Source organism: Serratia sp. TSA_105.2, assembly GCF_052692115.1.
In genome coordinates this window covers 17508-32233 of the sequence record NZ_JBQZFT010000007.1, presented here as the reverse complement: position 1 = coordinate 32233, position 14726 = coordinate 17508, and the positions used below count along the sequence as shown (strand labels likewise).

Genomic DNA, 14726 nt, shown 5'->3' with positions numbered 1-14726 from the left:
GCCGCAGGATCTCATTCTGCCGCAGGCCGCATGCGTCCAGATAACCGCCATGGCCTGGTGCATGGCAAACGGGTAATGGATAGGCTCATTTTGCTATACGAAGTGACATTGATAACGGGTTTATCTGACCCAGTCCTCGAGCGTCAGGCCCGGCACTCGCGCAAATTCTCTTACATTACTCGTCACCAGCACGGCGCCGGCAGCAATGGCGTGGCCGGCGATCGCCGTGTCGTTCGGGCCGATTGGCGTCCCGGCCGCGGCCAAGGCGGCCTTGATCTCGGTAGTGGCGTCCACGGCTGCCCGGTCCCAGGGCAGGATGGCATCGAGCCGGGCGCAGAAGGCGTCGACCAGCTGCGCGTGGCGCGGCGAGGCCTTCTTGCAAACAGCCCCAAAACGCATTTCGGCATAAGTGATGGCCGAGACCACGATGCGGTGGTTACGCAGCACTGCCTGCTCCAGGCGTTTAATGACGGCTTCCGGCTGCTCGCGCATGATGAATGAGCAAATATTGGTCTCGAGCATATAGGTCTTGTTCACAGGTCAAATCGTCCTTCGTCGCTGACTACGTCCGCACGCTCCGTCATAAAGTCCGGATCGGCCTTATCCAGCTGCGCGAACGAACCCCAGGTCGGGCGAACGGGACGCAGGATGATATTGTCCCCTTCTCTGACGATCTCGAGTTCACTCACTCCTTCAAAATCCAGATCGCGGGGCAAACGGATGGCGCGGTTGTTACCGTTTTTAAAAATAGATACGGTTCGCATGATATCCTCCTGGTTTATGGCCTTATGGCCCATCAGCATAGCCTCAGTATATGCCAATGTATTACATGTGTATAGGTTGTGCATATGCAGATGTGTGACATATGGATATGTTTTGCATTTGTCATTTTCTGTGTTTTTTCTCCTCAGATCCGATTTTGGCAGAAGCGGATGTTTGCGAGCCGAGGCCATTATGTTGACAAGCCGCTACACATACGCTGCTCCCTCAGTTCAACGGAGGCATTACCCTTTCTCTGCATGATATTTTCAACATTGCCTCTTGAACGCGATTTGTTTATAGTGCTAAGGTAATGAATTAAGGAAAATCGAGGGTAATGGAACTTACTATGCGAATTTTAAAACTTCTTATTCCATTCTTGATATTGCAATCTTCTTTTCTGAAAGCCGCTGAAAACACCGAGTATGAAATACTGAAAAAAACATCTTTTTTTTCGATTGGAATGAACGGCTTTGCCGGTAAAATAAGTGACGGTGAAATAGCATATAACGCCATTCTGAAAAAAAATAACTCAAAAGACATTTTTACTCGGTTGGCAAAAGACGAAAAGGCCACTCCGGAAGCTAAGTTATATGCTGCTTGTGGCCTCGTAAAGTTATCTTATCGCCAAATGGATTCACTTTTCCTGCCTTACAAGAAAAATAAAATCGCATTACTCAAAGGTGATGTATTAAGGCGTGTTTCATTTTACGATGAATACACGTCAATATTGAAGCATGGATGCGAGCAATAAAATATTTTTATAAGGAAATTATTAATGAAAGATTTAACAGGTAACATGTTAGCATCAGTAAGCGGCGGGTTTGTAACTGATGGTCACCGCGAATCCACAAATATAGTCGATCAACGCGGTGTTGATAAAGGGACGTATATCGATGCAAACGGGACATGTTGGGCCCCAGGCACACCATCCAGTGTAATGTATCCTAATGGCGGAGGTCCTTCTTGGGGGAGCATGGTTGACTTTTGCCTTAATAAGGGCTTGTCAGCAGATTGCAATGGTCATTTTTGATAGTTAATTATTCCCATGAGTATCACAGCCACCTTGCGCAGGCGGCTATTCCCACTGCATTTGCACTTTTTAGACACTGAAAGGGGTCTGACGCTCAGTGGAACTAAAACTCACGTTAAGGATGAGAGGCTGCGTAACAAAATCGTCTCCCATGAAGCTATATCACAAGTGGGGGGACTAATTGCCACAGGTTTCGTTACATAAATTAATAATAATTAAGCTCGGATTTAGGTTACAGTACATAACATGATTGCGGAATAAATAACCAGCATCTCATAAAAGGAGATTTTCAATGAAAAAGGTATGTACGGTTCTTCTTTCTTCGCTTGTTCTACTCTCATTTTCTTCAGTAGCCGCTGAAGATTTGCATAGTAAATTGATTATTCAGGCTATTCCTTCCTCCGAGGGAACTGTGGTAGTTGAAGGGCAACCGAAATACGAAAAAACGTTCAAGGTCGTTGTATATACTAAAATTAAACAGCCGATTGAATTAACCGGTTTTGTAGGCTGCTACAAAGCATTTGATGATAAAGGCAAGGAGTTTGATGAGCGTACGGTGCAGGCAGATCTACTGGGAACGCTGAAGGAAGGAGCTAAAGAAGGCGAAGTCTCGTTCATCAGCGACGATGACTCTGTCTACAATGCCAAATTTGTGAAATGGTCTTCGCAGTGCCCACAACTGGCTAAACGCACTCACTAAGTAGCACTTGAAATATGACTATATGATATATAAAAACTTATACTATCATGTCGTTATAATGTAAGGAAAGGTCGCTATATGCGACCTTTTCATCTTCCAGAATTTTATAAACCGTGGAACGGGCATCTCAAGCTGACGGGTTATAGGGCAGGATCGTCTACCGGGGTGGGGCCAGTCCAGTTAAGTAAAACCAAAAGAACACAGGCTGAGCGCCTTCAGCAGACCGGCAAGCTTATCCAGTCAAAACTGAGGCAATACATCGATGTCGGTCAGGCGCTGTCTGAAGCCCGTGATTGCGGTGGCGCTCCATGGCTCGCAATAGAAAACACACTGCCATGGCCTGAATTTGTCGCCAGTCTGGAGGAAACACGCCATCTCGCCAGAAAAAATAATTTTGATCCACTGCATATTATTACCGAGAAATACAGCACATTACGGAAATATGCCCCGTGCATGTTGCCCGCTTTGCAGTTAGTCGCCACGCCGGCAGCGCAACCTCTGGCCGATGCGCTGGTTGTGATCAAAGACATGTACCGGAAACAGTCCCGAAAAGTGCCGACGAAAGCGCCGATAGAGTTTGTCCCTGACCGGCAGTATTAAGAATTTTGTGTGCTCAGCGAACTTAAGGGAGCGTTACGTTCCGGGGATATCTGGATTAAGGGCTCACGCCGCTACAAAAACTTTGATGATTATCTCATGCCCGGAAAGAACTTTGACAAACTCACACTGGTGCTGCTACTTCCCGTCTCTGCTGATTATCATGAGTACATTACCAGCCGTATGACCCTGCTTTAGTCCAGGCTTGAAGAGGCCGATGCCATGGCTGCCCTTGGTGAATTTCCCGATGTGGAAATATCTGACAGGGGCGTAAAAGTCTCTCCACTGGATAACAGCGTTCCGGTGCAGGTTTCACCGCTGGCAGAGCTGGTTTACAGCATGCTGCCGCACCCTAAAATCACGGAAATTCTCGATCAGGTAAACAGCTGGATGACGTTTACCCGGCATTTTTTTGCATATAAAATGACATTACCCGTCCCGATACCCGCCTGCTTCTTACCACCATTCTTGCGGATGACATCAATCTTGGTCTGACCAAAATGGCTGAAGCCTGCCCCGGGAGCACTAAATCGTCACTCGAAGATACTCAGGCATGGTACACCGCGACGAAGCCTATTAAGCCGCCATTGCAGAGCTCAGAGCTGGTAAACTGGCAGGGGAAAAAGGCCGCTGGCGGCATTCTGGGGAGACGAGACAACGTCATCATCAGATGGACAGAATTTCAGAACAGGCCGCTACGCAGGGCAGGTTAACCCGAAATACGGGCAGGAGCCCGGACGTCAGTTTTATACCCATATTTCGGATCAATACAGCCCGTTTTACACCTGCATAATCAGTCGGGTCAGGGATTCAACTCATGTGCTCGATGGCTTGCTATACCACGAAAGCGATCTGGAAATCAGGGAGCATTACACTGATACAGCGGGTTTCACCGATCATGTCTTTGCCCTGATGTATCTGCTGGGATTTGCGTTCTACCCCCGAATCAAGGATCTCCATGACAAGAAGCTGTTTATCAAAGGGAAGGCAGACCAATACCCAGCACCTCAGTCATTGATATCAACGACCAGCCTAAATCTGAAAGAGATCGAAATTCACTGGCGTGAAGTGCTGTGTCTGGCAACCTCGATAGAACAGGGAACCGTGACGGCATCCCTGATGCTGAAAATGCTGGCCAGCTATCCCAAACAAAATCGCCTGGCAAAGGCGCTGAGAGAAATAGGCCGCATTGAGCGAACGCTGTTTATGCTCGACTGGTTCCACAATCCTGCACTGTGTCGGAGGGTAGAAGCGGTAATGAATAAAGGTGAAGCCCGTAACGCCCTGGCGCGTGCGGTATTTATGCACTGGCATGGAGAACTCAGGGACCGAAAACCGGAAAATCAGAGCTATCGCACCAGTGGGATGACGCTGCTGACAGCGGCGATCTCACTATGGAACACCGTGTATATGGAAAGGGCGGTTGATACCCTGAAGCGTAATGGGCCGAAGATCAACGAGCAGTTATTGTCGCATTTGTCGCTGTTAGGCTGGGAGTACATCAAACTGATAGACGATTATATCTGGAAAAGCAACCGGATACAGGCTTCAGGCAAGTTTCGTCGCCTGAAACCAGCTAAAGTCGAAAGGTAAAAAAATAGCCTTAACGTACAATAATTAATGAGATGGTCACTCCCTCCCTCACAGCTGTATGCTGTGAACAGGCTTAAAATGGAGAACCATCATGGAAAACATTGCGCTCATTGGTATCGATCTGGATAAAAATTCTTTCCACGTCCGTTGTCAGGACCGTCATGGGAAAGCGGTTTACCGTAAAAAGTTTACCCGGCCAAAGCTGATTGAATTTCTGGCAACTTGTCCTGCAACAACCATTGCAATGGAAGCCTGTGGCGGTTCTCACTTCATGGCCCGCAAATTAACTGAGCTGGGACATACTCCAAAACTAATATCTTCACAATTTGTCCGTCCATTCGTTAAAACCAACAAAAATGATTTCTTTGATGCTGAAGCTATCTGTGAGGCCGCATCACGCCCATCAATGCGCTTCGTTCAGCCAAAAACGGAATCTCAGCAGGCCATGCGTGCTTTGCATCGGGTACGAGAATCATTTGTGCAGGATAAGGTTAAAACGACTAATCAGATGCATGCTTTCCTGTTGGAGTTTGGTATCAGCGTTCCGAGGGGACCGACTATTATCAGCCGACTGAGCACTATCCTTGAAGATAATAATTTACCCTTGTATCTCAGTCAGTTATTGCAGAGACTACAGCAACATTACCATTATCTTCTTGAGCAAATAAAGGAGCTGGAAACTCAATTAAAGCAAAAGTTAAACGAAGATGAGGTCGGACAACGTTTACTGACCATTCCCTGTGTGGGAACTCTGACGGCCAGTACTATTTCCACTGAGCTTGGCGATGGGAAACACTACGCCAGCAGTCGAGACTTAGTAGCGGCAACGGGGCTGGTTCCACGTCAGTATAGCTCCGGCGGTCGAACAACTCTGTTGGGTATCAGCAAACGAGGTAACAAAAAGATCCGAACCATGCTTGTTCAGTGCGCCAGAGTGTTCATTCAAAAACTGGAACACCAGAAAGGCAAACTGGCGGACTGGGTCAGGGAATTGCTGTGCAGAAAAAGCAACTTTGTTGTGACCTGTGCACTGGCAAACAAGCTGGCCAGAATAGCCTGGGCGCTTACGACGCGACAAGAGACGTTCGCGTCATAAGTATCTATAGCAATAAATAGTTTAAACAATCACTTATCTGGTTTTGCGAATACTGATCATTGATGATACAAACGGCCGACCGGCCTGTTGAAGAACCTGTATATCGGAATGGCTCATCTGAAGCCGTATAATTTTTCTGAGGTTCATCAGGCGCGGAACTCATCGTGGCGCGATTTAGACGCCGGATAGATTTAAGCAAGCCAATGATATCGTCGAAAATCAGTGTTGCAAAAACGGGAGTGACCATTGATTCGATAACCAAACTGACCTCAGTAATATGTTGTGCCCATGGCGATCTTTGGCTAGTTTGGCCGCATGAAACCGAAAAAATGCATCCTGCAGGTACGGCTTTCCGATGAGGAACACGCGCAGCTGCAGCAGCTGGCTGCCGATGCCGATGCCGGTATGACCATGTTCGAGCTGGTGCGTGCCCATATTGGCCGCATCCTGGTACGTAATTGCCAGGACGAACGCGAACGAGTGGCAATGCTCAACCGCATCAACGCCAACCTGAACATGATTGCCCGCTGTGTGAACACCTGGCGCATCGGTGCGCTGGCGGTCGAGGCAGTCAGTCACCTGATGGCCATCGAGCGCGCCGTGTTGGAATTGACGAGGGAAAACAAGGAGTAGTGATGAGGAAAATATTGGTTTTACTGGGACTTTCTGTGTTGCTGCTGTCGGGCTGTGTCGCTTCAGATGGACCAACCAAGAGCAGCCCGGAGAAGCATGCCACGCGCTATGCAAATGGTGTAGTTAACGTATTGCCTGTGAGTCGATCTGATGTTTACGAGAATATACTTCCTTTCCTGACAAGTATTTATCACGAGGGTAAAGAAGATCGGGTTGAGGGAATACCTGAGCCACAGGCAAAGGAGAAACGAAACTCTTACTACAGCCCCGTTTTTTTTAAAGGGTATGACAAGCATTATGGTGATGTCGGTATTGATTTGGAAAATAAAGAAAAAGGCATTAATTACAGGCTCAAAGACCTGCTTGCCCGTGAGGCCTCGGCGACCTACTGGGACGGATACATGGGGCGTTGAGCTGATGATTATTGGCTTCTCCCGGAACGGCACCGGCGGGCATGGGCCGGTCGAGTACATCACCAGTCAGGAACGGGCGGGCCGTGAAGCGCACCCGCCGCAAGTCCTGCGCGGCTCTCCAGACAAACCCGCCTGCTGATAGATTTCATGGCGTTCGAGCACCGGTACACCTCCGGGATGCTGTCGTTTGCGCTATCTCCAGCCGGGGAGATGGCCAAACAGACTTTCGATGACCTGCGCAGCGAAGTAAGCGCGAAATACGGCCTAAGCGCCCCCAAAGACCTGTCAAGGGTAAAAGACGTGGCTACGTGTAGTGACGCCTGACCACATCCTGAGAATTGCCGCAGAAGCCCGTAAGGGGTTATCGGGTCGCGCAGGGGAACTTCCCTCCTGCGCGACCCGATAACCCCAACTATAGCATTACGGCCTGCTAATCTTTTCTCACATTATGTAAATGATAACTACTATCATCCATTGATAGTCCATAGATAAGCGCGTAACTTTCTTTATTACTGTATGCATATACAGCACTTATTATTGAAATCAAGAAGGAGTTTAACGATGGCTAAATCAGGATTGGCAGACAGTGACGGCCTTGAATGGAAAAAAATGCTTGAGCTTGGGTATGAATGGAACGGTGAGTCGTGGGGCTGGCCGACAACGGGCGTCGATACGCCGCCCGGCATAGGAGATACGGAACCAGGGATGACTGTTTGGCCTTCAGGGAGTACTCCCCCAAGCGGTTACACCAACCTCAACGGATATGGCACCAACTACGTCGCCGGACGTCCTGACTCATTGGGGGTTGCGGCCAATGCCAAAAAGGCAGTGCAGTTCGAACAGGATCTAATGTTCTTTCAGAACGTGGAATCCGACGCGTCACAGAAACTCGAGGCAGCGCGTCAGCGCATGCGAGTCCTCAGCGATGAGGCCAGCCGCTTAACCGGTGCGGATAAGCTCAGGAAGGAAGCAGAGCAGGCAGTTGCCTCGGTGGATGAAATGGCGCAGGAAATTACGCTTGATGAAGCCAAAGCCAACAAACTGAATGCCGACTTTGAAGTCTCTTTCGCCCGCTGGCGGGAGAATCCGCGTGATGTTCGTCTCGATGGCGACCGGCAGAAACGGCTGATGGACGAGCGTGACGCACTGCGGAACGGTATTCCGGTGAAACAGAGTGAAAAAGACCTGCGCGTGGCCCGCCTCAACAAGCTGATGGCGGACGTTGCGGCGCTGGATGCGGGGCAGGATGTACGAGAGGTGAATGCCGCGCGTGAACTGGAAGACGTTCGCAATCAGGCTAACGCCCTGGAGCAAGAGCGGCAGCGTCTGGAGGGGGAGGTCAGCAGCAAAAACGCCCAAGCCGCCCATGAGCGAGAAGAAGAAGCCAAGAATCTGGCGCTGAAGGAAAAAATTGTTACGCCTGGCGATGCGTTGAGTCTGGAGCAACGCAAGTGGGAAGAAGACCGATGGAACGACGCGCAGAGGAACAAGGCGGAAGCCGAACGGCTCTCGGAAGAAGCGGCAGCCAGTCAGGGCACACTGGATGATGTGAATCGCCGGTTGAGCGAAGCACGGAGTCAGGAAAGTCAGAAACAGCAACAGCTGAACGATGTTCAGGCGCAAATCGCGGCGGAAAAGGCCGAAGCGGCTCGACGTCAGGAAGAGCAACGTCAGCGTGAAGAGGCTGCCCGTAAAACCAAGGAAGAAGCTGAGAAATTAGCTCGAGAGGCAAAAGAAAGGGAGGAGAAAGAAATACAAGATGCTGTTAAATTTACTGCGGATTTTTATAAGGAAGTTTTCAAGGTTTACGGAGAAAAAGCTGAAAAGCTTGCTAAATTATTAGCAGATCAGGCTAAAGAAAAAAACGTTCGCAATGTAAACGATGCGCTGAAAGCCTATGATAAATACAAGGCAAACATTAACAAAAAGATCAATAAAAAAGATCGCGAAGCCATTTCAAAAGCTTTGGAATCGGTTGACGTTAAGCAAGCGGCTAGGAATATAAGTAAATTTGGTAAAGGGTTAGGCTATACTAGCCTTGCTATCGATGCTGCAGAATGGGCCGGAGCTTTAAAAGAGGCAATAGAAACTGATAACTGGCGCCCGTTTTTTGTCAAAACAGAAGCTATTGCGGCAGGCATGGCCGCCTCTGCGGTTACGGGTTTTGCGTTTAGTATTATCCTAGGAGGACCAGTAGGGCTATTGGGCTATAGTCTAATAATGGCAGGAGTTGGTGCGTTAATAGATGATGATGCAATGGAACAAGTGAATAAATTTATCGGCATTTAAGTTGTGATTATAGAAAAGACTGCTTACTTGCTAAGTAGCCTTTTCATAAAAACAACAAAAACAAATATCGTTATTATTGGCATTGATAATAAAAAAACAGTCCCATAGTAAATCGCCAGTCCGCCCATTTTCCCAGGCGTATCCATAAACAAACCTCTACTCCAAAATTCTTTTGTCGTGAAGGTCAATATAAAACTTTCCACTATCCATTTTGAAACGGGATAAAACACCAATCCAAAAATGCTCACCAACAATAATATATATTTATAATTAAATTCATCTCCCCAAGACGAGTAAAAGAAACATAAAAACATAAAGCATCCAAAAGGCATATTTCGGATATAGTATTTCTTATTCATTTGCCCTCCACGGAGCTAGCTATTTAAATTGAACGTCAATGCAATCACCAGAAGTATCCTTTCGCTCTATTAAAGTAGTAAACGCCATTCCATCTCCATTAAACACAAAGTGTGGGTTGATATAATAAAACCCTTTTCTGAGGGTCTTTGCAATAATTTTGCTAGTTTCTAGTTCGGGGTGTTACGCCGGAACCCCAAGTAGGGGGCAGTTTGGCCATCATGGATTCCACACTCCAGGGCGTAAAAAACTGCCCACGATGTCTATCACCAAGCTCCAGATTCATGAAAGCCATGCCAAAAAATCACAAGGTTTAGCGGCCAGTGCTATTTGTACAAGAGCAAGTAAGTGCGCCAGGCGTTCGATATCCTCACGTTCATACCCTTTGATGAGCGACATGTACTGCTTATCCAGCACGTCGTCCGGAGAAAAGCGGTTGTGTATTGCTATCGCGCTGCACTGAACAAAGCCAGAAAAGACCTTGTACCGGTGATGGTAGCGTGCCGTTTGGCCAAAGAGGCCGATAATTGTTTTTGTGCTTCAGTAAACGTCAGCATGGTGAACTCCATTAATAAGGGAGTTCACTCGCCGAGGGAGAACTCCCCCACGGGAAAAAAAGGCCACCGGGATACCGGTGGCCATAGGTTAGTGCTTCAGCAAAAAACGGTGATTAGCCAGCTGCTGCATTCGGTGACAAGGGAATAGAATCCTTGTCGGCGTAGGTCAGGTGGATCACCTCACCTTCCTCAACCTCAGCCGCTATTCGTCCACCGTCGACATGCTCACCGCGGTCGTAGCGATCGTAGCCGCTGCGTTCCGCATCAGGCATATACCAGGTATGTTCCACCTGGCAGCTGAACAAGTCAGACACTCTCCCGATAACCTCGCCGGCTGGCGAGTACCACGGAGAATCGAAGTGTACCGTCAACGTGTTGATACCATCACGTACGCAACCAACATTATGGCCGGCCGGCCACTCGACGCCGTATTGCCGACCATAGAGATCAGTGGTGGACGGCACATCACGCAGTAGCCCGCCTGAGCCATTCAGTTCAGTTGCCAGACGCGTCGGGATCAACATCAGCATATCGCATGGCGCGGTATACTCGGGCATCACGCCCAAACGTTCCCAGCAGATGCCGGCATCGATGTCAGGGCTCACCCCCACCAATCCGAACCAGTCCGCATATTGGCGCGACAGTACATCCGCCATACGCGCCTTTGCGACGTTAGGGATGTTCTCCCATTTCACCGCATCGATACCCGACTGGCGATAGAGTCGCTCTATCAGGCGAATGTTCTCACCCGTTAACGGTACATCCGCCTTCAGCATCCCGAACCAGTGTTCAAAGGCCAGATTCTGAGGCGATGCAATCCCCGGCTGCGTTAACAGTCCCGGGTAAGGCACATAAACACCGGGTTTTGTCGTCGCCGGCTTCAGTATGCCGGCACACCCGGCCAGGAACAGCCGGCAGCTTTGTTGAACAGCATGACGGTAGTCAGGAACAACATGGCCATTGACCCATTGCTGCAGTTCATCGACAAAAACGGATTGGCCCGTGATAACTAAACGGTTACTGCACCAGTTCGACATGGTCGTTCTCCTCTTCTTACAAGAAAAAGAGGGAGCTTTCCCCAGCGGGGGAAAGTCTCCCCCGTTGGGTTAGGTGTTACCTCATGATGGCCAGGACGCTGATCCTGTCCTTAGTGGGCTTGCTCGCCATAGTGAGCCCGGTATACCTGATGTTCGTCGCCATTAGCGACCAATCCCAGTTGTAGCAATATTCCGCGCTCCCACGAGCCCGGTCGTCGGCTACCATCGGCGATACTCACCAGAATGTAATGGATCAGGCCCTCGACATTCTCAAGCTGAACAGCGGCGCCACAGGTCTGCTAAAGCTTCAGCATGTAGGCCAGCTCGCTGGCAATCTCAGGATCAACGGTTATCTGCAGCCCCTTGTTGGTGGCTTTAGTCATCGGTTATCTCCTGTTCTGTTTCACCGATCACGCCCAGCTCTTCCACCTGGCGCAGATACGGTGATGATGAGGTAAAGGGATTGGCGCCGAGGCGTACCAGGTGGTATTTATCCACCAGGTTGTTGATCGCCTCAAACGGCCGCACTCCCGCTTCCTGTAAAGCCATCACGCACTCCGCTTCACACAGATCGGTATCGTTTAACTCCAGGCCAAAATATTTGGCCAGTAACCTGCCGGCAATGGTCTGCCAGTAACGTTGTTCAATCGTCATCACCAGACTCCTCATGCCGCAACGGCTGGATCGGTTGTCACCGGGTCCGCCAGAGGCCTCAGCAAAAATTCTGATGCCTCACGGGCCTGTTTGGCCGCACGAAACAGCGCGCGCTTATCTTCACGCAATACCCTGAGCCAGTGCTCAAGGTAGCTGTCGTGCTGGATGTCACCAAAGACGCCAAGCTGCGCGCACATAAAAGCACTGCCCAGCTCCGCCACCAGCTCCTCAAACGCGTAAACCGGGTCGCCGAACCGCCGGGAAGAAGACGTGATCCCTTCCCGGTTAAGCCGTTTAGCATGGCCGGTGCTGTGCACCAGTTCATGCAACAACGTTGACCAGTAATCCGCCTCGGTTCGAAATTGCTGAGCCTGTGGCAGGACAATCTGGTCCCGGAGCGGGGAGTAAAACGCCCTGTCCTGGTAGACCTGTTCAACCCGAACACCGCAGGCCTCAACGAGGGTGTTAACCTGAGCCTGCGTTTTCGTATCAACCAACGCATCACCCTCATCCGTCTCGGTTGCTGGCATAACGCCGACAACGGTCTCGGGGAGGTTGTCGCATTGGGCAACGTTAAACAGGTACAGCGGCTTCAGCATGGGTATTCGCATTTTCAGCGGTTTCCCCTCTTCGTCAAACAGCTGCCGGCCATCAGCATCCTCCACCTGCTTGTCCCAGGGTTTGAATACCACAGCCAGGGTTGCCGTTTCGCCGGCACGTACATGGCCACCGACGGCTTCCGCCTGCTTATAAGTCAGCCAGCGATTGGAGTGAAAACCGCGCTCTTCCGCAGCTATCCATAACAGCAGCACATTCACGCCGCTGTAGTGGTACCCCGTCGTGCCGTTCTGCGGCATGACAGACCCGGTATAAATCCGGTTCCGGTCAGTCCGCCAGGGCTTGCGCCAGGGTAAGGTGCCACGCTCGATGGCACCAATGATGTTGTCCGTGACCTGTTGGTACAGGTCTGGTCGTTCGCGACGGGCTTTTGCCGACCGGCGTGATGGTAATGTTTTCTTCATGGAATGCTCCTCAATGAAAAAGGCGCATTCTTCCCCTGGCGGCGAAGAATACGCCCCAGGGGACAGGAAAAGTGGTTAGAGAGCAGGGTAACGCAGCGCCCCTTTCGGATTCACTGTGTCAACACGCTGTTTCAGCCGTTCGAACAGAGCCAGGTAATCAGCCCGATCGGCGGGCTTTGCCCGTTTGCAATCGGTATGACAGGCCGTGGCCAGCAGGTTGATGGCCCGCTCACGCCAGTGTTTAAACTCATCCTGGCTGACGCAGACCGAGTAATGGACCTCGGCCAGCTGCAGCATGCGCGCGGTCACCCGCCGATAATCGGCGACACACACCCAGTTAACCGTGGCAACGTGCATATAGACCGTTTCGGGTAACAGATGTATCCAGAGCTCATGGCCTTGCGACAGTATTCGCTCGATACAACTGTCGTTCAGCACCAGCTCCTCGCCAAAGTCGTCGCCGCCGGCAAGCTGCCGGGACGTTTCATACCAGGCCTCATCCTTGTTAGGATGACACCCGTCGGCATACGCCAGGTGTTTGATACGGCCGGTGGCGTTTCGTTCGCCCACGGCCGGCATCAGATAGACGCCATTATCCTTGGCCAACACCAGCGCACACTGATTGGCGCGTACTTCAGCCACCACGGCGCGCAGTTCTGCAGGGTTAAAATGCAACATGATAAGTCTCCTGAGTTGCGGAGACGGACTTCCCCGGGAGGAAAAGCCCCTCCAGGGAAATGAAACGTTATGGCCAGTGGGAGGTGTTACCACGAAGCCCGGAAGTAAAGGTGGTCCCGACTGAAATCAAAATCGGCAAGAACGTTGTTAACGTACGCCTTCAGTAAATCGACCTGCGTCCAGTAAATACTGCCGTAGTCACGAGATTCAGAAGGAAACTCATCATGGCAGTTCGCTTCATTCAGCCGCGACAGACACAAATCCAGCATCTGGATGTCATTGCGGTCGAACGCCATCAGCTCACCGCTTTTGACGTCGCCGACACTGTTGGCCACCCAATGCATCAACGCAGTAAACCCGCGAAAATGACAGGTGTGAACCAGCAGCGGCGGATGGTAGTGGTTACACGTTTTGTGGTTGTAAATTCGCGGCGCCTGCGCACAATCACCGCCGTCCTCCAGCCACGCTGGTGAACACGGCACCCAGTCGCCGACAGGTGTCCAGTCGCCGTTTACCGGCAACATCGGATAGTCAGCCTTACGTTGACGGAAAAAGTTGATATCAAGTCCCATGGGTCACTCCTCTCGGTATACGGACAGGAGCTCCCCTGCAGGAAGACCCTGCCGGGTGAATTAAAAATCGCGACTATGCCGCCGAATGCGCCTGATTCAGACGCACCGCCAGCACTTCATCCATGCCGACAATAACGCGCCAGCGACAAAGCAATTCATCGGGATCATCGTTATGACTGCTATACCCTTCCAAAGGGTAAAGAATGGAATCATCAGCCAGTGCCGCCTCATCCACTTCACCCGGAGCAAGAAGTTCCGGGCGTTTAAGGTGGTGGCGCAACCAGAGCAGTGGCAACTCCCATCCTGGATTTTTGGAAAGTTTGGAGTCGTTCCGCTTTATCCGTACAGAGCCAGGGCACAGGTTATGAATCAGTATCAGAACCAGTCGGTGAAAAAAACCAGGGTGCTGAAAGAACCCCACACGTTCTTTGACGTAAGGCACCGGTTGCATCGGGATATTTTCCTCTGCTCCCGGTGATACACGTAAACCAGCCGTTTCGAAGATCATGCCATCAAACAGCTGACCGGCTTCCGTGATACCTTCTGGCCGGGCCTCTTCCGGCAACAGCCAGAACAACTCGGTCACCGCCAGGGTGAAATGAATCCATGCGTCCTGGGACGGTGATGCGACAAAATAAACGTTCATACTCACGATAAATCCTCCGGTAACAAAAAATTGGGGGGATTTATCCCCCGGACGGGAATAAATCCCCGTCAGGGTGTGTGTCTGTCAGGC

General features: G+C 50.5%; 15 protein-coding genes and 1 pseudogene. 7 read left to right on the top strand and 9 right to left on the bottom strand.

Going from position 1 to position 14726, the window contains the following annotated elements; all coding sequences use genetic code 11:
* Positions 1-120: 120 nt before the first annotated feature.
* Both ACUTSC_RS18900 and vapB read right to left on the bottom strand, forming a co-directional pair.
* Complete coding sequence (locus ACUTSC_RS18900; RefSeq protein ID WP_443003698.1) at positions 121-537, bottom strand: type II toxin-antitoxin system VapC family toxin; 417 nt, start codon at positions 535-537, stop codon at positions 121-123.
* Entirely contained in the window at positions 534-764 is a 231-nt protein-coding gene (gene vapB, locus ACUTSC_RS18895) for a type II toxin-antitoxin system VapB family antitoxin (protein WP_241392271.1), read from the bottom strand. Before vapB ends, ACUTSC_RS18900 begins: the two co-directional genes overlap by 4 nt.
* 332 nt (positions 765-1096) lie before the next feature.
* Here vapB and mchS3 point away from each other — a divergent pair, with 332 nt between their 5' ends.
* The 7 genes and pseudogenes from mchS3 to ACUTSC_RS18860 all read left to right on the top strand — a co-directional run bounded on the left by mchS3 (position 1097) and on the right by ACUTSC_RS18860 (position 9113).
* Positions 1097-1513: an MchS3 family protein gene (mchS3, locus tag ACUTSC_RS18890; RefSeq protein WP_443003697.1), complete on the top strand. Its 417-nt coding sequence runs from the start codon at positions 1097-1099 to the stop codon at positions 1511-1513.
* Positions 1514-2084: 571 nt separating this feature from the next.
* The gene (locus ACUTSC_RS18885) at positions 2085-2492 is read left to right on the top strand and encodes a DUF4354 family protein (protein WP_443003696.1); all 408 of its coding nucleotides are present in this window, start codon (positions 2085-2087) and stop codon (positions 2490-2492) included.
* 183 nt (positions 2493-2675) lie between these two features.
* Positions 2676-4682 (top strand): annotated as a pseudogene (locus tag ACUTSC_RS18880) (Tn3 family transposase); the annotation flags it as partial.
* A gap of 91 nt (positions 4683-4773) precedes the next feature.
* Positions 4774-5778 (top strand): IS110 family transposase, encoded by a 1005-nt coding sequence (locus ACUTSC_RS18875; protein ID WP_443003695.1) that lies wholly within the window; start codon positions 4774-4776, stop codon positions 5776-5778.
* Between the two features lie 315 nt (positions 5779-6093).
* Complete coding sequence (locus tag ACUTSC_RS18870) at positions 6094-6411, top strand: plasmid mobilization protein (protein WP_445653490.1); 318 nt, start codon at positions 6094-6096, stop codon at positions 6409-6411.
* A gap of 2 nt (positions 6412-6413) precedes the next feature.
* Complete coding sequence (locus ACUTSC_RS18865; RefSeq protein WP_141971413.1) at positions 6414-6824, top strand: Exc2 family lipoprotein; 411 nt, start codon at positions 6414-6416, stop codon at positions 6822-6824.
* A 561-nt stretch (positions 6825-7385) separates the two neighbouring features.
* Positions 7386-9113 (top strand): colicin-like pore-forming protein, encoded by a 1728-nt coding sequence (locus ACUTSC_RS18860; protein ID WP_443003736.1) that lies wholly within the window; start codon positions 7386-7388, stop codon positions 9111-9113.
* Positions 9114-9136: 23 nt separating this feature from the next.
* Here the strand turns inward: ACUTSC_RS18860 and ACUTSC_RS18855 are convergent, their stop codons facing one another.
* From ACUTSC_RS18855 to ACUTSC_RS18825, 7 genes are all read right to left on the bottom strand, one after another.
* Positions 9137-9472, bottom strand: a complete 336-nt coding sequence (locus tag ACUTSC_RS18855) for a colicin E1 family microcin immunity protein (protein WP_443003735.1) — start codon at positions 9470-9472, stop codon at positions 9137-9139.
* 668 nt (positions 9473-10140) lie between these two features.
* Positions 10141-11064 (bottom strand): DUF1281 domain-containing protein, encoded by a 924-nt coding sequence (locus ACUTSC_RS18850; protein ID WP_443003734.1) that lies wholly within the window; start codon positions 11062-11064, stop codon positions 10141-10143.
* 375 nt (positions 11065-11439) lie between these two features.
* Complete coding sequence (locus ACUTSC_RS18845) at positions 11440-11718, bottom strand: TA system toxin CbtA family protein (RefSeq protein ID WP_443003733.1); 279 nt, start codon at positions 11716-11718, stop codon at positions 11440-11442.
* An 11-nt stretch (positions 11719-11729) separates the two neighbouring features.
* Positions 11730-12740: an ArdC family protein gene (locus tag ACUTSC_RS18840; protein WP_443003732.1), complete on the bottom strand. Its 1011-nt coding sequence runs from the start codon at positions 12738-12740 to the stop codon at positions 11730-11732.
* 75 nt (positions 12741-12815) lie between these two features.
* On the bottom strand, positions 12816-13418 hold the full coding sequence (locus ACUTSC_RS18835) for a DUF3085 domain-containing protein (protein ID WP_443003731.1): 603 nt from the start codon (positions 13416-13418) through the stop codon (positions 12816-12818).
* Between the two features lie 86 nt (positions 13419-13504).
* Positions 13505-13990 carry a hypothetical protein gene (locus tag ACUTSC_RS18830; protein ID WP_443003730.1) on the bottom strand — a complete coding sequence of 162 codons (486 nt, stop codon included), beginning with the start codon at positions 13988-13990 and terminating at the stop codon, positions 13505-13507.
* A gap of 73 nt (positions 13991-14063) precedes the next feature.
* Positions 14064-14642, bottom strand: a complete 579-nt coding sequence (locus tag ACUTSC_RS18825) for a hypothetical protein (protein WP_443003729.1) — start codon at positions 14640-14642, stop codon at positions 14064-14066.
* Positions 14643-14726: the final 84 nt, after the last annotated feature.